Genomic DNA, 20,974 nt, shown 5'->3' with positions numbered 1-20,974 from the left:
TGGGACATCACGCCCACTCATTGGCTCCCTGCTCGAAGCCGGCCCGATAGGGGCTGCCCACACAAAAACGGTGCCCACTGGGCGCCTGCATCACCACCCAAGCCTCGTGCCGGGACACAACGGTCGCGCCCAGACTCTGCAAACGCGCGACTTCGGCCTCGATCGAATCGGAGTCGATGTCCAGGTGTGCCCGCGGATCGTGATCCACACGCTGGATGATGACCTGGACCTCCCCGGGCGGCGTTACGAGCTGGATGAAGCCGCTGGCCGCATCGAAGTCCTCGGGCATCGGGTAGCCCAGTGCGCCGGCCCAAAAACGCGCCTCGGCGGCCAGATCCTGCGTCCGGCAGTCGATCACGATGTTTCCGAGTCGGCTCTTGTGCATGGTGTCAGGAGGAACACGGCACTCGCGTGCCCCCAAAGCCCACCTTCGGTTCGGGAGAACCCGCTGGCGTGCGTGTTCTCCCGCCCCGCTAGCGCGGCTTGCAGGCCAGGCCGAACTCGAAGGTATGGATCTTGAAGCCCTCGGGGAACGCGGCCTTCAGCCGGCGTTCGAACTCGGCGTAGATCTCGGCCTTGTGCTGCTGCACGTCCCAGTCGCGGCTGTCGCAGTCGACCCCCTCGACGTCCAGCTCCATGTTCAGCTCCAGATCCGGGGCCATTTGCAGTCGGATTGTCGGCATCTCGATTCTCCTTGCGTTTCGCCAGGCCCTAAAGAACGGGCACCAGCAGCAGCGCCATGATGTTGATGACCTTGATCAGCGGATTGATCGCGGGGCCCGAGGTGTCCTTGTACGGGTCCCCCACCGTGTCGCCGGTGACCGCCGCGTGGTGGGCCTCGGAGCCCTTTCCACCATGGTGTCCATCTTCAATGTACTTCTTTGCGTTATCCCACGCCCCGCCACCGGCGGTCTGCGAGATCGCCACAAACAGGCCCGTCACGATCGTCCCGATCAGCAGCCCGCCCAGCGCCTCGGTACCGAGGAACACGCCGACCAGTACTGGCACCAGTACTGGCAGCAACGAGGGCAGGATCATCTCGCGGATCGCTGCACTGGTGAGCATGTCCACGGCACGGGTGTAATCCGGCTTGGTGGTGCCCTCCATGATCCCGCTGATCTCGCGGAACTGGCGGCGCACCTCGTTCACGATACCCGAGGCCGCCCGGCCTACGGACTCCATCGTCATCGCCGCGAACAGGAACGGGACCAGCCCCCCGATGAACAGTCCCACGATGACATTCGGGTTGCTGAGCTCGAAGTTGTGTACACCGCCCGTGTGGCGCACCAGCTCGTGGGTGTAGTCGGCGAACAGCACCAGGGCCGCGAGCCCGGCCGAGCCGATCGCATACCCCTTGGTGACCGCCTTGGTCGTGTTGCCCACCGCGTCCAGCGCATCGGTGGTCTCGCGCACCTCGGAGGGCAGATCGGCCATCTCCGCGATGCCGCCTGCGTTGTCCGTGATCGGCCCGTAGGCGTCCATTGCCACGATGATCCCGGTCATCGACAGCATCGTGGTCGCAGCGATGGCGATGCCGTACAGGCCGCCAAAGGCATAGGCCACCAGGATCGCCGCGCAGACCGCCAGCACCGGCGCGGTGGTCGCCTTCATCGACAGCGCCAGGCCGGCGATGATGTTGGTCGCGTGCCCGGTGGTCGAGGCCTCGGCCAGATGGCGGACCGGACGGAACGCCGTGGAGGTGTAGTAGTCGGTGGCGACCATAATCACCCCGGTCAGCACCAGGCCCACCAGCGCCGCGCCATACAGTCTCAGCGCCGCGCCACTCTCGATGCCCATGCTGGTGGCCAGCGCGTTGTCCGGCACCAGCACCAGCGTAATGGGCAGGAAGGCCACCGCCGCGAGCCCGCCGGAGACCATCAGGCCCTTGTAGAGTCCCTTGATGATCTCGGAGCCCTGCCGCGCCTTGACCGCGAAGGTGCCCACGATCGAGGCGAGGATCGCCCCGCCCCCCAGCACCAGCGGATACACCGAGGCCATCAGCCCCAGTTCAGGTATCAGCAAGGTGCCCAGGATCATCGTCGCGATGATGGTGACCGCGTAGGTCTCGAACAGATCCGCGGCCATCCCGGCGCAGTCCCCGACGTTGTCGCCCACGTTGTCGGCGATCACGGCCGGGTTGCGGGGATCATCCTCAGGGATGCCCGCCTCGACCTTGCCCACCAGGTCCGCTCCGACATCCGCACCCTTGGTGAAGATGCCACCGCCGACACGCGCGAAAATCGAGATCAGCGAGCCGCCCAGTGCCAGCCCCACCAGCGGCGAGAGCCCGACGTCGCCACCCTCCGGTGTAAGCCACCAGAGCACGGCAAAATAGCCTGCCACTCCCAGAAGCCCGAGCCCGACCACCAGCAGGCCGGTCACCGCGCCCCCACGGAAGGCCACGTCCATCGCTGCTTCCAGCCCCGACTTCGCGGCCGCCGCGGTTCGCACGTTGGCTCGTACCGCCACATGCATGCCAATAAAACCCGCCGCACCCGAAAGCACCGCGCCGATCAGGAACCCGATCGCGGAGCCCACGCCGATGACGAGCCAAAGCCCGACGAACAGAACCACCCCGACCACCGCAATGGTCGTGTACTGCCGCTTCATGTAGGCCGATGCGCCTTCCTGTACGGCACGGGCGATGCGCTGCATCTCCTGGCTCCCCTCCGACTTCGAGAGCACCCAGCGGATGGAAAACAGACCATAGGCCAGCGCGGCAACGCCACACAGCAGCGCAAACACGAGGCCGAAAAATGGCATGGACATGGACTCCCCCTTCGATACGTCGTGACACAAAGCATCCGGAACGTCGGGCACCCGCGGCGGCCGACAGGCAGGCTGTCGACACGACACGGCCGCCCGGCGCGAATCCGGGCATCCGGTTTGTGCTGGCGCCGCGCATCCGCGCGACGGTCGAGGCGCGCGGCCTCCGCTGGCGCGGGGCGTACAGCCTCGACAAACGTATTGGGGGATGGTGGGCCTGGCCGTGAATCGGCTCGAAAGAAGGACCGCAAAAACCCCTTACAATGCTAGGGCAACTTACGTGGTGACTTGCAGGGCGTCAAGCGCGGTGGATGCAAACCGCGCGCGAAAGGCACCTTAAAGAGCATCGACCGGGGCATACCGCCAGGTGAACTTCATCGGCCGCAGGAGAACGAACAAGTGAAAATCCAGTAAGATCGTTGACTTACAAAACAAACTGATCAACCAGGCGTTTCGATGACCAGTGCCACAGCAGCCAACAAGGATTGTTACTTCTGCCGCGTCGCGGCCGGACTGGCCGATCCCCTCATCTACGAGAACCGCTCGTTCGTCGCCCTGTTCGACACCAACCCGGTCAACCCGGGGCATGCCCTCGTCATCCCGCGGCGGCACGTGGTCTCCCTGTTCGAGCTGAACGAGGCCGAACAGTCGGACTACTTCGACGCCATCCATGGCGTACGCCAGGTGATCGAGTCGACCGACCTGGCCAGCCTGTACCGCAGCATGCTGGTCCGCGAGGACCTGAGCGAGCGCCCCAAAGACCATATCGAAGGCGTGCTGGAGCTCCCCTTTCTGGGCAATCGGCCCGATGCCTACACCGTCGGCAACAACGACGGCCGCATGGCCGGGCGCAGCATCGATCACCTGCACGTGATTCTGCTGCCCCGCTACGAAGGCGATGTGGAAGACCCCCGTGGCGGCATCCGCAACGTGATCCCGGATCGAGCGAATTACCACCGACACGCCCACCCGGGCGTTCGCGCCGACCGCGCCTGACCCCAACCACCCGGCCCGTCCCGGCCATTGCGACCGGGCGGGCAATCGCCCGGTGAACCATTCCTGCACGCGGGCCGTCTACCGCGTAACCGGGCTTCGTGGCGTCTGCCTCCCGTGGCCGACCTGCCCTTCGCTCCTGGCAACGACTGTTCCTCCAGGTGCTATATCCAACGTTCGGCAAGTGACCCGTTCAGGAGTGGCAAACATGTTGAAATTCGTAGCGACAGCACTGGCGGTTCCGGCACTGGCAATGGGCAGTGCCACGGTAGTGGCGGACGATGCCGAGCCCATTGGCTCGATTCAGGAATGGGAAGTCCCCTGGCCGAATACGCGCCCGCGCGACCCCTGGATGGGCCCCGATGGGCGAGTCTGGTTCGTGGGGCAAACAGGCCACTACGTTGCGACCCTAGACCCCGAAACCGGGGAATTCGAACGCTTCGACCTGGAATCCGGCGCGGGTCCGCATACGGTCATCACCAACGAAAGCGGCGCTTGGTATGCCGGAAACCGCGCCGACCACATCGGGCGCATCGACCCGGAAACCGGCGAAATCGAACGCTTCGAATTGCCAGGTGACGGGAGGCGCGACCCACACACCATGGATTTCACCGAGGACGGCAACATCTGGTTCACGGTCCAGCACGGCAACCAGATCGGATATCTCGACGTAACCAGCGGGGACATCACGCTGCACGACGTGCCCACCCCCGGCTCCCGCCCGTATGGACTCATGCTGGATGGCAACGAACAGCCGTGGGTCACTTCGTTCGGCACCAACAAGCTCGCCACAGTGGCGGGCGTTGGCGAGGCCGTCGAGGAGATCGAACTGCCGCGCGAAGACGCGCGCCCGCGCAGGCCGACGGTGACCGACGACGGCCGCGTCTGGTATGTCGACTTCGCCGATGGCTACCTCGGTGCCTATAACCCGGCAAGCGGCGAGATCGAGGAATGGCGGACCCCGGGCGAAGCAGCCGGTGCCCCCTACGCCATCACCACCGACGGCGAGGGCCGGGTCTGGTTCTCGGAAACAGCCCACTCGCCCAACCGGCTGATCGCCTTCGACCCCAGTACCGAGACCTTCCTGCCGGCACTGGAGCTGGCCGATGGTGGCGGGATCGTGCGGCACATCACCTACCACGGCCCCAGCAACACGATCTGGTTCGGGGCCGACACGGGCACCATTGGTCGCATCCAGCTGGATTGACCCATGTCTGAGCGGCCCTGCAGGGTGGGCCTTCCTTGCCCCACGGCTTATCCTGCCTGCGCAGCATCCGCCCGCGTCCACCAACCCGTGGCACCAGTCGCAGCAATCAGGCCGTGTACGGGCTACGATCATTCATCACGCTTACACCGATGACCTCGCTTGCGTATGACACGTGTCCACCCGCCTCTCGGCCCGGCTGCCGGGCTCGCCCTCGCCTCGGCCTTGTTTGGTCTTCTGGCGGCCAGTGCCAGCGCGGAGGAGAACCCCGGTGCACGCATTGCGCAGGAAGGCAACGACCGCGGCGCAACCGCCTGTATGCAGTGTCATGGCGAACAGGGTCAGGGCCAGTCGCAGCCCCCGTTCCCGCGCCTGGCGGGGCTGCCGGAGCAGTACCTGGTGGAACAGATGGAGGCCTACCGGGAAGGCCTGCGCCCGAACGCCACCATGGCACAGATCGCCCAGCACCTGGACGACGAAGAGATCGAAGCGATCAGCCGGCACTACGCGGAGATGGAACCGGCGGGCGGCCCGCATGACGTACCGGGCGATCTGGCGGAACGAGGGCGCGAGATTGCCCTTGAAGGATTGCCGGAACGCAACGTGCAGTCCTGCGCCTCCTGCCATGGGGAAAAAGGACGCGAACGGAACCCCAGCCTGCCGCCGCTGGCCGGCCACCCGCCCCGCTATCTGATGGCACAGCTCCAGGCCTATGCCCACGGTGCGCGCGAGACGTCACTTGCCGGTCTGATGCAGGGAATCGTGAGCGAACTGGAAGAAGAAGAAATGGCCGCCCTGGCGGCCTACTACGCCTCCCTGCCGGCCAGCGACGAGTAACCAGGGCTCGCGGAGACCTGCCCATTCAGTCTGGCACTACTCCGCTTCCACCGCCCCCGTGGCCGGATCAAACACCCATGGTTCGTCGCCGAGACGGAACCGAAGACTTCCCTCTTCCCAGCCCAGCGCCTCGTAGTGTTGGTCCTCCGGATCAAGCTCTCCGTGGTCATCGACGCGCACCGGGATCGCATTCGCTTCCACCGAGTCGCCCAGCGATTCGCGATCCACGACCGTCAGCGTACGGTTTCCTGCAGGTCCTTCCTGCGCGAAGACCACGTGGCGCCCATCGTCGCTCCAGAGGCCGATCGTGACGCTGCCCCCGTACTGAAACGCCGCCGGGAACGCCTCGCCACTGTCCGCCTGTACCAGCCAGCCGGCGCTGTGCGCGGCACCGCTGGTGACCACCGCTACCCAGGTATTGTCCGGGGATGCCCTGGCCTCCCGGAATCGCGTCGCCGCACCGAAGGCGTTCTGCTCGTCCACCTGAATGTCGCCGGGCAGATCATCGATGCGGAGCAGCGTGGTGCCCTCTACTGTGCGAATTGATTCCTCACTCATGTCGAGCGGCGCCAGCATCGACGCCTCGTCATCGTCGGAGGATCGCTCCTCCTCGCCGGACGGCATGCAACCACCGGTCACGATCAGCGTCATTACGACGCCCACGGCGAGCAAGGCTGCGGGGGATCGAGCCGAGCGACCATATCCCGGCCGCAATGCGCCCGCAGCCGATCGCTCCGCCAGCCCATCCACTCCTTCTCGACTGTTCGCAGGACCTCGCATCACGCCACCATCGACGCGGACCCGCATGCGAGTCAAACCGCCCGTTCCTGCCACTGCCCAAGGCCGAAGCACGTTGGCTCGCGCACACCGACAGGCCCGCGCGCCCTGCTCGCAGGTGCGGAATGTCCCAACAGCGGCTATCTTCTTATCGCGGGACAGGGCAGTCCCGCTGTCGGGCCGACTGTCACGGGCCCGAACGAGCAACCGCAGGGGGAAGACATGCCAGGGAAATGGATCGTGGGCGGCCTTGCCGTGGTCGCCGCGGGTATCGGCTATTACCACTACGAGATTCGCCAGGTCGAGCAAAAGCTCGACGATATGGCGCAGATGATGGAGCCGCTCGGGACGCTGCACTATGGCGGGGTGAAGATCGGGCTGGGCGGTAAACTCCACGTCGACAGGCTCCTGTTCGAACCCCGCAATACGGCCATCGGCCGCACACGGGCCGAACGCATCACCCTGGAAACCGGCAACCTGTGGCAGCTCCTCCGGCTGCGCCACACCCTGGATGCCCGGCGCCTGCCCCGGCAACTGGGCTTTGCGGTCAACGGGCTGACCCTGCCGCCCGGCCTCGCCACCGGCGCACAGGACGGCATCCCGGCCCTGTGGCTCGACACTGCCGGCTGCGGCGCTTACCAGGCGGCCCCTGCGGACGACCTCCTGGCCGCCCTCGGCTATCGCGACATCCCGCTGGACATGAGCATTCGCTACCGTCTCGAGGAGGACCAGAACCGTCTGACCGTGCATAGCACCTTTGGCATGGGTCCCCTGGGCCTGGGCACATCCACCGCGCATTTCAGCATCCAGGCCGCCTCGAATCGGGCCCGTGACCTCGCACCCGCCCTGATGACCACTTCACTGCAATCCATGACCGTGGATTACGAAGACCGCGGATACTATCCCGCCCTGATGGAGCTCTGTGCGGCCGAGATGGACATGGAGCACCGGGACTACCTCAAGCACCATCAGGCGGCCTGGGTCGAAGCCTGGGAACCGCTTGGTCTGCAGCCGGGCCCGCTGATGGTCGAGGCCTATGGTCACTTCATCCAGGAACCTCGGGGCTACTCCGTGCGCATCGGTCCGATTGATAACCCCGCCCTGCTCTGGGCCGGCCTCGGCTCCCCGACACAGTGGCTACGGCAGGTCGAATCCAGCCTGAGTGTGGCCGGCCGACCCTTTGGTCGCATCGACCTGCGCCAGGTCACACCGCGCCCCGGGAGGCTCGCCGCGAAACCGAACACGGGATGGAACGCCACACCGGCCCTGCCATCCGATTCCGCCCGCCCCCCGCAAACGGCGCGGGACTCGGTGATCGCGTTGAATACACTGGGCGAACACATTGGCCGCAACCTGCAGATCACCCTCGCGGACGGTCGCGCCCGCAACGGCGAGCTGCTCGAAATCCATGAGGGGCATATCCGCGTACGCCGCCGCATCGGGAGCGGCTACATAGTGGTGCCAATCGCCCTGACCGACATTAGCGAGGTACGGCGCCTTCGTTGATCCTTACCCGCACCAGCACGCGGACCGCACCGGAGCGAAAACTCGACGTTACGAGGTGAATGCATCCCGTTCGCCGTGATCGGGTCAGGGGCTGTGAACTCCTCCACCGGCAGACTCTTCGACGCCATGGCCCCATTTCCTGTCTTCGTCGCAAGCCAGCAGCTTCGGCTCGCAACTGCCTCTGAATCTAGCAAATCTCCGCGAGACTTCAGGCGATCACGAGAGGGGCTGACTGCCGGCAGATAGCTCCAGCCACTCGAGAAGCATCCGATCAAATTCTTCCGGCTCCTCCAGTTGCGGAGTATGTCCACTACGCTCGAACAGGCGAAAGGCAAGGCCGTTTCGCGCCAGGCGATCCTCATCCCACAGGGTGGGCGGCACCGCGTAGTCATGCCGCCCCATAGCCAAGAAAACAGGGGCGGTCAGTTGCTCCGGATCCCACTGCAATTCATAGCCCTCAGCGAAAAAACCGCGAAAGACCGCCATAACACCCATGTCGAGCGGCACGCCCTGCCAGAGAGGTGATGCATCGTAATGCGGGTTGAACCAGTATTTCGGCCCTTCTGCGACGTACTCGGCGATATAGGCCTGCGCCGGCAACAGCCGGACCGATTGTTCCGCTCGGAAGGCGGCCACCTGCTCTCTTAGCAGTCGCTTCCGCGGCTCGGAGGCGTTGCGCTTCCAGTACGCCTTTGCCGCCCTCACCGTTTCGTCTGCATCCACTGGGGGCGTGCCGATCAGCACCACATGGGATACCCGTTCCGGGTGCCACTTCGCGTACTCGAGAGCCAGGTTCCCGTGATGGGAATGCCCGATGAGCACGACACGATCGAACCCGAGCTGCGTCTGGGCCTGCGCAATGTCGGCCAGATAGGTATTCAACGAGACATCCCCAGGTGCGACCGAACCGGTCGGCTCCGCGAAGTGGCGGGTATCGACAAAAGCCAGCCTCATCCTCTCGCGGAGACGACGGGAGAAGGTTCGTGGATAGTAGATCGACGAACCAATCACCAGTGCCGGCGTACCCGACCCTTCGCACGCATAGCGCAGAATCGCACCGTCCACATCGATTACGCCACGACGATCCAACTCCTCGCTCATCCTGGTCCCTGGCCTCCCGTTCTCCATGTCGGCCTTCCACCACCGACCCGACATCCAGAAGGCGCCTGCCGCCACAGGCGTCGAATCGCCCGCTTGCGTGCCGGCCCCCATGCATCCCGTTTCATCGCGATTGCTTGAGCTCCATATGGATCTCGATGGTGCGCAGGAGCTGCTGGCGATCGATCCAGCCGATGGCTCGGTCGGATTCATCCATCACCGGGATCTGGTTGAGGTTGTGTTCGCTCATGATCTGCAGAATCTCCTCCGCCTTCGTATCCGGCGCGACCCGACTCAGCGCCTCCACGGGGGTCATGATCGCCGCGATCCGGGTGCTCGGCCACCGCTCCCGCGGCACCTTGCGGCTGTCGCTGAGCGTCACCAGTCCCTGAACCCGCTCCGCATCGCCCACCAGAAAGGAGCGGCGGCCACCCGGCAGGACAAAACGGTCAATCCATTCCTCGATCGATACATTCGCGCCGACGAATGGCGGATCGGGGTTTGCCAGATCCCGCGCACGAACACCCACCAGCCGCTCGCGCATGTCATACATCCGCCCCTGCATCTCGGCCATGTTCAGCAGGAACCAGGCGATCAGCATCACCCACAGGCCCCCGATCAGATTGCCAAGCACCACGACATTCCAGAAGGCGAAGCCGAACAGGAGGTAGGCCACCATCCGCCCACCACGGACGGCGGCCTCGATGGCCCTGCGCGGGTCGCCCGTCAACTTCCAGATCACTGCCCGGAATACCCGCCCGCCATCCAGCGGAAAACCCGGGATCAGATTGAAAATGGCCACGATCAGGTTGATCAGCGCGAGCCAGCCCAGCGCCACCGGTACCGGCTCGAACCAATCCGCGGTGAGCAACGCGAGCCACCAGAAGAGCAATGCCAGGGCCGCACTCACCGCCGGCCCGGCAATCGCTATCCAGAACTCGTCCTCTGCCCGCTCGGGGTCTCGCCCCATCTGGGCCAGCCCCCCGAAGATGAACAGGGTGATGGACTCCACCGGCACACCACGCCGCAGCGCCACCATACTGTGGCCAAGTTCATGGGCCAGGATGGAAGAAAAGAACAGCAGGGCCGTCACCGCCGCGGTGCCAACCGCCATCGCCAGGCTCCACTCCGGATACTGGTGATAGAAGCCGGTGCTCATGCTCGCCAGCAGCAGAATGAGGATGAAGATCCAGCTGATGTGGATCTGAATACGGATGCCACTGACATGGCCCAGGACTAGGACGGTCTTGAACATTCTTCGGCTCCTTGCATGACAGTACCGCTACCGGCCGCCGTTGCCGGTGCCGCCTCAGTCGACCGGGCTTATGACGTGCCGGCCGGCCCTGTGGAACGCCCGTCCGCCTCGAATCCTGGCCCCACCGCGGACCCCGCGCGGTCTACCCCATCCATCCTCTGTGACCGCCCGAGCAGGACATCACCGATACCCCTGACTCAATGCTCCTGCCCTGGCGCCTTCGGCGCACTGGAGGCCACGCTCCCCGACGCCTCCGTCCTGGAGGCATTGATCGCGCGCTGGAACACCCAACTCTTGATCTCGCGGATCTGCTCCACCATCGTCCGCGACAGCGGCACGGTGTTGATCACGTTGCGGATCACGTCGCGCTGATTGAACACCCGCCCCTCCTGATAGGCATCGATGCGCGCCGACTTCACCGCCTGCTCGATCTCCGCCCCGCTCCAGTCCTCGGTGCTGGCGGCCATGTAGTTCAGATTGAACTCCTCGATATTGCCGCCGTAGCGCTCGACATGAATCCGCAGGATCTCCTTGCGTTCCTCCGCCTGTGGCAGGTCCAGGAAAAACAGCTGGTCGAACCGGCCCTTGCGCATCAGCTCGGCCGGGAGCTGATGGATGCGGTTCGCGGTCGCCGCCACGAACACCCGTGGCGACTTCTCCTGCAGCCAGGTCAGAAAGCTGGAAAAGATGTTCACGTTACCCGCGCTGCCCGATGCCTGGCTGTCGAAGCCAAAGGCGTTCTCCAGCTCGTCCACCCACAGCACCATCGGCGCGATCTCCTCTGCAATCCGCGTCGCCCGGGCAAAGGCATACTCCGGCGTGCCAAAGCTGCCGGAGAGCACCAGGCTCATGTCCAGGCGCACCAGCGGCAGACCCCAGGCGGTCGCGATCGCCTTCGCCGCCATGCTCTTGCCGCAGCCGCTGACCCCCATGAACAGCACACCGGCCGGGAGCGGCACGTTGTCGCGCCAGGCCTTCTCGGTAAAGAGGTCGGCGCGCGTGCGCACCCACTCCTTCAGGTTCTCCAGCCCGCCGATATCGTCCAGCGAACGCTGCGGCGGGTAGAACTGCAGGCAGCTCTCCTTGCGCAGGATCTGGCCCTTTTCCTCCTGGATCTCGGCCAGCATCTCGCCCTCGCCCATCGGCTTGCCGCCAAACAGCCGCGCACTCAGGTGCCCGACCTCGTTCAGCGACAGTCCGCGCATCCCGGCCGCCACGCGGAACAACTGCTCGCGCGGGACCCCGGACGCGCCGCTCGCGACCTCCAGCTGCTCCAGCACCTCCTCCTCCGACGGCAGGTCCACCTCGATCAGGAAGACCTCCTTCTTCAGGATCTCCGGCAGCTTCAGCAGCGGACAACTGAGAAACACCACATCCCGGCTGTTCTTCAGCCGGTAGTACAGGTCGCGCACCCCGCGGACCAGCGCCGGGTTGCCCTCGAACTCGGTGGGCAGATCCTTCAGCAGCACCATGCGCGGGCCTTCGGTGCGCCCCTTCGCCACGCGTGCCACCGCCTCCAGCGGATCGGTCGTCGGGGCGTCGGGGGCATCGCTGTCGAACCCGGTACCCGCGGACCACACCTCCAGGTGCCCGTCCTCGCCGTAGTACGAGCGCGCGACCGCCCGCAGCAGCCGCTCCATGCGGTCCTCGTCCCACCCTTGCAGGTAGAACACCGGATAGTGCGACTTGAGCCCGCGCAGGATCTTGCGCGCCGTCTGATTCTGAAGCGCCGTTGCCATTCACTCCCTCCGTTCCCAACACCGGCTCCTGCCAGCGAATGCCACAGACCCGTGATGCCCATGGTGTCGACTTCCCCGGTCCGGGTCCACGCATAGTTTCAGCGATTCTGCGTGCCCCGTTCGCGCATGCCCCCGGTTCTCTTGCCGCACCCGGCAGCTCCAGCCCCCCTGCTATGATGCCGGAAGCAAAGGGGGGCCCATGAGCAGCAAGATCATTGAAGTCGTCGGCCCGGCCGGGCATCTGGATACCGTACTGGGAATCGCCGACGGGCTGGCCATCGATGTCCTCTGGCACGGGGTGGACGAAAACCGTGACCGCATGGCCGTGCACATGCTGGTCAGCACGGATTACCGCCAGCGCCTGCTGGACGACCTCTATCGTGTGCTGGGCGCGGTCGAGACCGCGCGCATCCTGGTCCTGCCGGTGGAGGCGGTCCTGCCCGACCCGCTGCAGGACTCCAGCGCCGACGAGAAGGATGCTGCACGCACCGGCAAGAAGGCCCGCGCAATCTCGCGTGAAGAGCTCTATACCAACGTGGCCGGGGGCGCCGACCTCACCGGCCAGTTCGTCCTGCTGACGGTGCTGTCCACCATCGTCGCGGCCATTGGTCTGCTGGAGGACAACGTGGCCGTCGTGATTGGCGCGATGGTTATCGCTCCACTGCTGGGTCCCAACCTGGCCCTGGCGCTGGGGACCTCCATGGCCGACACGCGGCTGATCGGACGCTCCCTGCGCACGAACGTGGTAGGACTCGGCGGGGCCATCCTGATCGGGATCCTGCTCGCCACTGTCATGTCGGTGGACGTCGGTGCGCGCGAACTGCAAATGCGCACCGAAGTCGGTCTCGACTCGGTCGCTCTCGCCCTTGCGTCCGGCGCCGCCGCAGTGCTGTCGCTCACCACCGGCCTGCCCACGGTTCTGGTCGGCGTGATGGTGGCCGTCGCCCTCCTGCCGCCGGCTGCTACCGTTGGCATCATGCTCGGCTCCGGCGAGTTCTCCGCCGCCTACATGGCCTTCCTGCTACTGGCGGTCAACGTGGTGTGCGTAAACCTGTCGGCCAAGCTCGTGTTTCTCTATCAGGGCGTGCGCCCGCGCGGACGCGCTCAGCGGGAGGCCGCTGCGCAGAGCATGGCCGGCTATCTGCTGCTTTGGGCCGTCACCCTCGCCCTGCTGGTGTTCCTGATCCTGGAAGCCGACATCACACTGTAGGCTGCTCCAGCCTCGCCGGGATCTGAAGCACGATAACCCGCTGCATTCACAGGTGTTATTTAGAACCAATGCCTCCAAAAGGGGGAGGCATTGACCGTTCTTTTATGGTGCACCCGCCCGTTTCATGCCTGCCTTGCTACAACCTTGCTTCTGGTTTAACTCATGCTTGCTCCGACCGGGCTTTCTGGCATTCTGACAACATGGAGCGTGATCACTCGCCTGGCCAGGGGGCATCGATGGCGTATGAAGATCAGGACCAGTTCAACGCGCTGATCGTCGACAACGCAGCGGTCTGGATCAATTCACTGGATGTGGACGGCCGCATCACCTTCTGGAACCGTGCTGCCGAACAGATTAGCGGCTACTCCCGCGAGGAGGTGCTTGGCCACGACCGCGTCTGGGAGTGGCTATATCCCGATCCCAACTACCGCGAGGCGGTCTTTGCCCGCGCCCGCCAGATCATGCAGCTGGGCAAGGGCCTGCAGGGGTTCGAGAGCACGATCCGCAACCGCGCGGGTGAAGACCGCACACTGGAGTGGCACTCCGAGCAGCTGTTCGCGCCGGACGGGCAATTGCTCGGCGCCAGCGCGGTCGCCATCGACATCAGCGACCGTCGCCGTCTGGAGGCCGCCCACGATCGGCAATATCGCCTGCAGGGCATGATCGCCGAGATCTCCGCCGCCCTGATCAACATCACGGCCGAAGACGTCGACCGGGTGATGGAAACGAGCCTGGCCCGACTGGGAGTCTTCTTCGGCCTCGGGCGTGCCTACGTGTTTCGCTTCGACCTCCCCGCCCGGCAGATGAGTCTGGTAAACGAATGGTGCGCCCGCGGCGTACAGCCCTACCGGGAACACCTTCAGGCGATTCCACTGCACGAACACAACTGGGTCACCTCACAGGTCCTCGCGAGAAAGGTCGTGCACGTGCCAGACGTCGACGAGCTACCGGCAGAGGCGGCGGTGGAACAGGAGGAATTCCGCCGCGAGCAGATCCGCTCCCTGCTGCTGATCCCCCTCGTCAGTGACCAGAACGCCTTCGGCATGCTCGGGTTCGATGCCGTGGAGGCGCCGCATAGCTGGACCGAGGATCAGATCACTGCGCTGCGCCTGGTCGCCGACATGATCGCCGGCACCCTGGCGCGCAAGCAGGTGGAGCAGGAACTGGCCCGCCAGGCACGCGTGGACGGGCTGACCGGCCTCGCCAACCGACGCGAGTTCGACCACCAGCTCGAGCGGGAATGCGCCGCCCGGCGCGAACGCTCCCTCTCGCTGCTGATGATCGATATCGACCACTTCAAGCCGTACAACGACGCCTTCGGCCACCAGGCCGGGGATGACTGCCTGCGGGCAGTGGCCGACGTGATCCGCTCGATACTGAACCGCCCCGCCGATGTCGGCGCCCGCTACGGTGGCGAGGAATTCGCCTGCGTCCTGGCCGACACCAACCCCGAGGGCGGGCTGCGGGTCGCCGAACGCATCCGCGAGGCGGTGTACGGGCTCGACCTGAAACAGCCCGACACCGACGAAGGACGCGTCACCATCAGCATTGGCGTGTGCAGCGTACACACCCGGTGGCCCGTGGAGCCCAGGGCCCTGCTGCGCCAGGCGGATGAGGCGCTCTACCGCGCCAAGCGCGACGGCCGCAACCGGGTCGCGGCCCTCACGTTGCCCGAGGCCTCCTGGTAGCCCGGGTATGCCGGTTTGCGTCCCGGCCCCTTCCTCCCCCTGACAACAAAAACTGCCTCGTTCCGGATCACGAGCAACACCTCGATTCACACCCGGACCTGCGATGCCCAACGATCGTGACCGCCCCTTGAGTGCGCCCAGCGCCCGCCCGGCTCGGGACATCAAGAAATTTTGGTGCCCTCGTCCCTAGGTTGTTCCCCCGCTTTCTCGGCTTGTCGGCCGGCCCGGGGCTGGCACAAACTGCCGGTATCGCCCGCCCACCGAGACCCGACGCGTTGGCTCGCCTGATCATTTCCATCGTCGCGCTGCTCGCCTCCATCACCATCCTGGTGATGGGCAGCGGCCTCATGGGGACGCTGGTCAGTACGCGCCTGAGCCTCGAGGCCATCGATCCCCAGCTAAAGGGGCTCATCATGTCCGCCTACTACATCGGGCTGGTCATCGGAGCCCAGCAGGGCGATTGGGTCGTGCGGCGCACCGGCCACATCCGCGCCTTCGCAATCTTCGCGGCGATCGCCACTGTCGCGGTGCTTCTTCTGGGACTCCATGTTGCCGTCTGGGCCTGGTTTGCCCTGCGCGTGGTGATCGGGTTCTGTCTCGCGGGCGCCTACCTGGTGGTCGAGAGCTGGCTCAACGCCCGAACGGAGAACCGAACGCGCGGCCGGGTGTTCTCCATCTACCAGTTCCTCGCCTACCTCGGGCTGGCCGCGGGCCAGCCCCTGCTCAACCTCTACGAACCCATCGGCACCGAGCTCTTCATGGTTGTCGCGGTACTCTTCGCCCTCTGCCTGGTGCCAGTGGCCCTGACACGCACCGGGATGCCCCCGGACACCCCGGCGCGCAAGCGCATGCAACTACGTCAGGTGGTAGCCGTCTCGCCCCTGGCGGCAATCGTCTGCGTCGCCGCTGGACTGGTTAGCGGCGCCGCCTTCACCCTGACCCCCATCTTCGCCCTGCGCATGGGCCTCGACATCACCGGGGTATCGCTGGTCATGACCAGCCTGATTCTCGGCGGGGTCGTTCTCCAGTGGCCGATCGGCTACTTCTCGGACCGCTTCGGGCGCCGAGCATTGATGATCACAACCGGCGGTGGCGTAGCCCTGGTATCGCTCGCGCTCATTTCCGCCATTGGCGCAGCCCCGCCTTGGGCCATACTCGCCCTCGCCGCCGTGTTCGGCGGGCTTGCATTCACCCTTTACCCACTGAGCGTGTCGCACGCCAACGATGTACTCCAGCCCGACGACTTCGTGGCGGTAACCGCGGCCCTGCTCTTCCTCTGGGGCCTGGGGGCCGTCGCGGGCCCGATACTCGGCGGGTGGGCCATCGCCTGGCTGGGCGGGCCAGGGCTATTCGCCTACATGGCCGCGATTGGCGGAGCGGTCGCGCTCGCTGCCTTGTTGCTCAAGCGCGAAACGGCCGAGGCCCGAGAGCCCTTCCGCACCCTCACCCGCACCACCCCGGTGATCTACCATCTCGACCCGCGGGCGCTGCCCCAGACCGAAGGCGAAGCCGAGGAGGAAACGCACAAGCAAGCGTCAGACAACCCGCCGTCGAAGGGCACTCACGGTTACTGACCTTCGGCGGCACAGTAGGCAAAGGAAGGTCATGGCTGTCCTCTTTTTGCGCGGCAAGGGACGTCCCTGAGGCCGAAGACTCAGCAGGTACTCGTGTCATCCATTCCGGATGGGTCGACGCGCCATTCGGCGTCCGCGAATTCGCCGATGACCCGCACATCCACACACGCCGCCTGCTCTGCGATGATGCGGCGTACGTGGTCCGGCTGGTCCGCCTCCATCGCATCGCGCTGGTCCTTCGATTCCCAGTGCGCGATGGCCAGCAGTACATGCGGGTCGCCGATCTTCCGGTGCAGGCGGGTGCCAAGGGCACCGGGGGCCTGCTGGATGATCCGGCTGGCCCGCACCCAGGCGTCGGCGTAGTGCTCGGCGGTACAGCCAGGCCGGAGACGGATCTCGAACACAAAGATCATCTGCTCCCCTCCGCACTCGGCAAGGCCATGCGGTCGCGGCGATGTCGATACCGGACGGGTCAGTCGTGGAAGATAATGCGCGCGCCGGCGGGATCGATATCGACGCGACAACTCGCGTACTCGCAGGCGTCCGCAATGTCGTTCAGCTTGGGCATGTCGTTGAGCTCGGCCAGCTTCCGCACCAGGCCTGCACCTTCGCAGCCGCGCTGCATTCCGCTGTCCGGGTCCGCCTTGCACCCAAATTCGCTGCCATCCACCGACCAGTCCATACCCGATGGCATCATCAAAACCACCGGCTCCTCGTGCATCACCTGGAATTTCACTCGTCCCGCGTTCCGTCCGTCCTGCCAGTCCACAGTCGGGATGTTATCGCTGGCCATGAGGTCACTCCTTCCCGGTATCCCGGGCAGTCTTTCGGCCTTCCCTGTGACGCTAGACCGCTTGCCGACAATGCTCAAGCAGCGCCTGCCGGTTGTCGGGCCTCGCGAACTCATATCGAGACGTAATAATCATGTCTGTCGTCTTTTTATCCCGTTGCCACGGCGACGTTTACGGGCGCATTGCGCTTTCAATCAGCATTGCCAACGTCGGAGAGGACATCCAGACCGGGGATGGGCATCGCAAACCGACGGTTTTCACGGGCTCCAGGTACTCAGGACGCCGGTGCCGTGATGACCAGGCAAGGCAAGACCACGGTCAGGGTGCCATCCGGATCGCGCAATGGCGCAAGGGTCTCTTCGGCATCGGTAGTGAGTTGCTGGAGCTGTGCCTCATTGAGTACTCCGCCGAGTGTCCAGGCACAAGGACCTAGGGGTCTACCTTTGGATTTCAGACCTTGCCTTTTGCCCCCACGGAACATCGAGACGGGCAAAAGGCAAGGTCTGACCCCATGCGTCTCACGGGACATCCGGTGTTCCGTTAATGGCAGACTGCATGTAAGCCAAGCCTGATTCGGGTCCGTTGCAATGCACTTCGACATAACACGGTGAGAATGAAGCGCCCTCCTCCCCTGCTGTCCACCGGTTTCGAGCCTCAACGTGCAAGCCCCTTCCAATGGCTTGGGCTGGCCCTCCTGGTCTCCCTGTTCCTGTGGATTCTCTTTCCCCCGGCGGTCTTGGCCTCCACATCCACCGAACAGACGATCGAGATCGGCGACCTCGGCAGCATGACGCTGCGCGAACCGGCGACCTTCTGGGTCACCAACCACGCGTACGAGCCATCTGAACTGCCGCTCGATCAGTTCCGCCCTCTGACCAGTGATCAAATCAACCGCGGCATCACAAAAGATGCCCACTGGGTCCGGGTCCGGCTGTCCAATACAGATGCGGAACAGCCGCAACACTGGGTTCTGCACCACGAGACCAGCTACCTGGATGAAATGGCCGTCTATTTCTCCGATAACGGAGCCCCACTGGAAAAAGTGCTGCTCAGTGACCGGCAGCCCTTCGCGGAGCGCCTGCTCAACTACCGGACACTCGCGTTTCCCCATACCACCCCGGCGGATGGTTACACCGACCTGTTTCTCCGGCTGCAGTACACGAAGCCCGACGCCATGTCGCTGAACGTCTTCCTGAGCCGTGCGGATCACTTCCACAGCCAGTCACGGGGCGAGTACCTCATCTACGGTGGTTACTACGGCCTGTTGGCGGCTCTGATCATCATCGCCGGGACGTTCTCGCTGATCATGCGCCAGGGTGTTTACCTGTGGTACGCCGCATTCCTGCTGGCCAGCATTCTGATGTGGGCGCTGCTGAACGGTTTTGCCTTCCAGTACCTCTGGCCCAATTCCGTGTTCTGGCATAACGAGGGCTTTCACATCGTATTCCTGGCGGTCGCCATCACCGCCCTGCAGTTCTCGCGCCTGTTTCTCCAGACTCGATACTGCTGTCCCCGCATCGACAAGGTCATCCTTGCGGCCCAGGGCATCATGGTTGCCGGAATCGTCTTGCGGTTCGCAGGCTTCTACACGCCAGTCCTGTACCTCTCCTTCGCCTCCCTGGCCCTACTCGCATTGCTACCCATCCTGGGCGCGATCGCCTACCGGAACGGCATGCGCTATGCCCGCTGGTACACAGTGGCCTGGAGCCTCTACGGTCTGGGCCTGCTGATCAGTGTGTTCAGCGCCGGCACTTCATTGTTTGCATGGGGCATGGCACCACTGGCGTACGCCCAGGCCTTTAGCGCGCTCGAAGCCGTGTTCCTGCTGGTTGCTCTGGGAGAAAGGTTGATCGACTGGGACCGGGACCGCCTGCAGGCGCTGAAGGTCGCCAACCAGGACCCGCTCACCGGGCTGGGCAACCGCCGCGCACTCAACGCGGCATTTGATCGCGTAAAGGCAATCCCCCGATCCAGCGAACTGTCGGTATTCCTGATCATGATCGACCTGGACAACTTCAAGGCAATCAATGACCACTATGGCCATGATGCCGGCGACCGCATCCTCACCCGACTCGGCAATCTCCTGCTGCAGTTATCCCGGCCTCAGGACATCTGCATCCGCTACGGTGGCGAGGAATTCGCCATCCTGCTTGAGGCACCCGGGCCGGAACAGGTTCGCCTGATGGCCGAGCGGATCCGCAAAGCATTTTCCGACACGCCCACGGATTACGAGGGCCACCACATCGAACACACCCTGACAGCCGGCATCGGCATGGCCCCTTCAGCCGGTCGCCGGTTTGATCCGGACGCCCTCATCCGTCAAGCCGATGCCGCTTTGTATCAAGCCAAAAACGCCGGGCGGAACCGAGTCGTCTTCCAAATGAGTGAACCAGAACCCCCAGAAGGTCAGGACTAGTGCTTCGCATCGCTGCCGTGTTGCTGGGCCTTGTGATGCTTGCCAGCTACATCGGAGTGCAAAACTGGGAGGCCATGCGGGTGCTCCAGGACATCGAGGCCGGTGACGGACCGAGCGCGCTGAAGGACCGCACCCCGGAACCCGCGCGCGAAACGCTTGCAGTCACGACGAGCGAAGGGGCCATCGAAGCCGACCTCTACCATCCCCGGCAGGATGTCGGCGCCCGTATTGTCCTTGTGCCGGGCTTTACGCCAGAGGGCAAGGACGACCCCCGCCTGGTACAACTCGCCAATACACTGGCCCGGGCACGCTTCCTGGTGCTGGTCCCCGATCTGGAGGGCACGAAAGCCCTGAGGATCCGCACCCAGGATGCCGCCGCCATCGCGGATGCCGCTGCTCTGTTGTCCCGCCTGGAGGCAGAGCGCGCCCCGGATGACCAGGACGTCGGGGTCGCGGCAATCTCTTACGCCGTGGGCCTGGCCGCGCTCGCGACGCTAACGCCACAGGGAGAAGCGAGCATCGACTTCCTGGTCGGGATCGGCGGCTACTACGACACGATGAACGTTATAACCTTCGTCACGACCGGGGCCTTCCAGGAACCTGGGTCAGACCGCTGGATGACCAGGACTCCCGATCCACTGGCGAAGTGGCTATTCCTGCGCGGCAATCTGCACATGCTCGATAACCCCGCAGACCGCGAGATCCTCGACGAAATTGCCTGGCGGCGCATGGACGATCCCGAGGCCCCCATCGACGAGCTGGCCGCCGGTCTGGGCGAAGAGGGGCAAAGCCTATTGGCGTTAATCCGGAACGATGACCAGGAACGCGTGCCAGGGCTCCTCGAAGACCTACCTGCAAGCGCACAGGAGGCCATCGACATGCTATCCCTGAGCCATCGGGACCTCTCGCACCTTTCCAGCGGGGCGCTCCTGATCCACGGCCGCGACGACAACATGATTCCCCACACCGAAAGCGAGCGCCTCGCCCATGCAGTCGGCGAGACCGACCTGCATCTGCTCGATGGCTTCTCCCACATCGATGCGCGAGGCGTGGGCCTGGTGGGCCAGTGGCAGCTCATCCGTGCCGTAACCAACCTGTTGGCTCGGCGGGACAACTGACC

At 64.8% G+C, this 20,974-nt stretch carries 18 protein-coding genes; 9 read left to right on the top strand and 9 right to left on the bottom strand.

Annotation, left to right across the window (positions count from 1 at the left end):
- Nucleotides 1–7: 7 nt before the first annotated feature.
- The 3 genes from F579_RS0102425 to F579_RS0102415 all read right to left on the bottom strand — a co-directional run bounded on the left by F579_RS0102425 (nt 8) and on the right by F579_RS0102415 (nt 2,769).
- Nucleotides 8–385: a VOC family protein gene (locus F579_RS0102425; RefSeq protein ID WP_019024437.1), complete on the bottom strand. Its 378-nt coding sequence runs from the start codon at nt 383–385 to the stop codon at nt 8–10.
- 88 nt (nt 386–473) lie between these two features.
- Nucleotides 474–662: a hypothetical protein gene (locus F579_RS0102420; protein ID WP_018137790.1), complete on the bottom strand. Its 189-nt coding sequence runs from the start codon at nt 660–662 to the stop codon at nt 474–476.
- Between the two features lie 49 nt (nt 663–711).
- A complete protein-coding gene (locus F579_RS0102415) occupies nt 712–2,769 on the bottom strand; it encodes a sodium-translocating pyrophosphatase (protein ID WP_019024438.1) in 2,058 nt (685 codons plus the stop codon).
- Between the two features lie 453 nt (nt 2,770–3,222).
- Between F579_RS0102415 and F579_RS0102410 the strand changes: the two genes are divergently transcribed.
- From F579_RS0102410 to F579_RS0102400, 3 genes are all read left to right on the top strand, one after another.
- Nucleotides 3,223–3,762, top strand: coding sequence for an HIT family protein (locus F579_RS0102410; RefSeq protein WP_019024439.1), 540 nt, complete (start codon nt 3,223–3,225; stop codon nt 3,760–3,762).
- A gap of 205 nt (nt 3,763–3,967) precedes the next feature.
- Nucleotides 3,968–4,966, top strand: coding sequence for a streptogramin lyase (locus F579_RS0102405; protein ID WP_019024440.1), 999 nt, complete (start codon nt 3,968–3,970; stop codon nt 4,964–4,966).
- A 165-nt stretch (nt 4,967–5,131) separates the two neighbouring features.
- The gene (locus F579_RS0102400; RefSeq protein WP_019024441.1) at nt 5,132–5,800 is read left to right on the top strand and encodes a c-type cytochrome; all 669 of its coding nucleotides are present in this window, start codon (nt 5,132–5,134) and stop codon (nt 5,798–5,800) included.
- Nucleotides 5,801–5,836: 36 nt separating this feature from the next.
- Here the strand turns inward: F579_RS0102400 and F579_RS0102395 are convergent, their stop codons facing one another.
- Nucleotides 5,837–6,607 (bottom strand): hypothetical protein, encoded by a 771-nt coding sequence (locus F579_RS0102395; protein WP_026301052.1) that lies wholly within the window; start codon nt 6,605–6,607, stop codon nt 5,837–5,839.
- Nucleotides 6,608–6,799: 192 nt separating this feature from the next.
- On the opposite strand from F579_RS0102395, the gene F579_RS0102390 reads away from it, so the two are divergent.
- Nucleotides 6,800–8,083, top strand: a complete 1,284-nt coding sequence (locus F579_RS0102390) for a hypothetical protein (RefSeq protein WP_019024443.1) — start codon at nt 6,800–6,802, stop codon at nt 8,081–8,083.
- Nucleotides 8,084–8,299: 216 nt separating this feature from the next.
- Here F579_RS0102390 and F579_RS0102385 read toward each other — a convergent pair whose 3' ends face one another.
- The 3 genes from F579_RS0102385 to F579_RS0102375 form a co-directional block, all read right to left on the bottom strand.
- Complete coding sequence (locus F579_RS0102385; protein ID WP_231365778.1) at nt 8,300–9,184, bottom strand: alpha/beta fold hydrolase; 885 nt, start codon at nt 9,182–9,184, stop codon at nt 8,300–8,302.
- A 121-nt stretch (nt 9,185–9,305) separates the two neighbouring features.
- A complete protein-coding gene (locus tag F579_RS0102380; protein ID WP_019024445.1) occupies nt 9,306–10,436 on the bottom strand; it encodes a site-2 protease family protein in 1,131 nt (376 codons plus the stop codon).
- A gap of 197 nt (nt 10,437–10,633) precedes the next feature.
- Nucleotides 10,634–12,175: an AAA family ATPase gene (locus F579_RS0102375; protein ID WP_019024446.1), complete on the bottom strand. Its 1,542-nt coding sequence runs from the start codon at nt 12,173–12,175 to the stop codon at nt 10,634–10,636.
- Between the two features lie 199 nt (nt 12,176–12,374).
- Between F579_RS0102375 and F579_RS0102370 the strand changes: the two genes are divergently transcribed.
- The 3 genes from F579_RS0102370 (at nt 12,375) to F579_RS0102360 (ending at nt 16,647) form a co-directional block, all read left to right on the top strand.
- Nucleotides 12,375–13,385, top strand: coding sequence for a TIGR00341 family protein (locus F579_RS0102370; protein ID WP_019024447.1), 1,011 nt, complete (start codon nt 12,375–12,377; stop codon nt 13,383–13,385).
- Nucleotides 13,386–13,621: 236 nt separating this feature from the next.
- A complete protein-coding gene (locus tag F579_RS0102365; RefSeq protein WP_019024448.1) occupies nt 13,622–15,073 on the top strand; it encodes a diguanylate cyclase in 1,452 nt (483 codons plus the stop codon).
- 275 nt (nt 15,074–15,348) lie between these two features.
- Nucleotides 15,349–16,647, top strand: a complete 1,299-nt coding sequence (locus F579_RS0102360; protein WP_019024449.1) for an MFS transporter — start codon at nt 15,349–15,351, stop codon at nt 16,645–16,647.
- An 80-nt stretch (nt 16,648–16,727) separates the two neighbouring features.
- Here the strand turns inward: F579_RS0102360 and F579_RS0102355 are convergent, their stop codons facing one another.
- Together F579_RS0102355 and F579_RS0102350 are read right to left on the bottom strand one after the other, a co-directional pair.
- Nucleotides 16,728–17,060: an antibiotic biosynthesis monooxygenase gene (locus F579_RS0102355; RefSeq protein ID WP_019024450.1), complete on the bottom strand. Its 333-nt coding sequence runs from the start codon at nt 17,058–17,060 to the stop codon at nt 16,728–16,730.
- A 59-nt stretch (nt 17,061–17,119) separates the two neighbouring features.
- Nucleotides 17,120–17,440, bottom strand: coding sequence for a hypothetical protein (locus F579_RS0102350; protein ID WP_019024451.1), 321 nt, complete (start codon nt 17,438–17,440; stop codon nt 17,120–17,122).
- Between the two features lie 734 nt (nt 17,441–18,174).
- Between F579_RS0102350 and F579_RS0102340 the strand changes: the two genes are divergently transcribed.
- Both F579_RS0102340 and F579_RS0102335 read left to right on the top strand, forming a co-directional pair.
- Nucleotides 18,175–19,854, top strand: a complete 1,680-nt coding sequence (locus F579_RS0102340; RefSeq protein ID WP_026301053.1) for a diguanylate cyclase — start codon at nt 18,175–18,177, stop codon at nt 19,852–19,854.
- The gene (locus F579_RS0102335) at nt 19,854–20,972 is read left to right on the top strand and encodes an alpha/beta hydrolase (RefSeq protein ID WP_019024454.1); all 1,119 of its coding nucleotides are present in this window, start codon (nt 19,854–19,856) and stop codon (nt 20,970–20,972) included. The genes F579_RS0102340 and F579_RS0102335 overlap by 1 nt, the downstream gene beginning before the upstream one ends.
- Nucleotides 20,973–20,974 lie beyond the last annotated feature (2 nt).

The sequence above is a fragment of the Thioalkalivibrio sp. ALJ21 genome, assembly GCF_000378605.1.
In the GTDB taxonomy this organism is placed as follows: domain Bacteria; phylum Pseudomonadota; class Gammaproteobacteria; order Ectothiorhodospirales; family Ectothiorhodospiraceae; genus Thioalkalivibrio.
The sequence above is the reverse complement of the archived record's forward strand: the minus strand, read 5'-3'. Positions and strand labels throughout refer to the sequence as shown.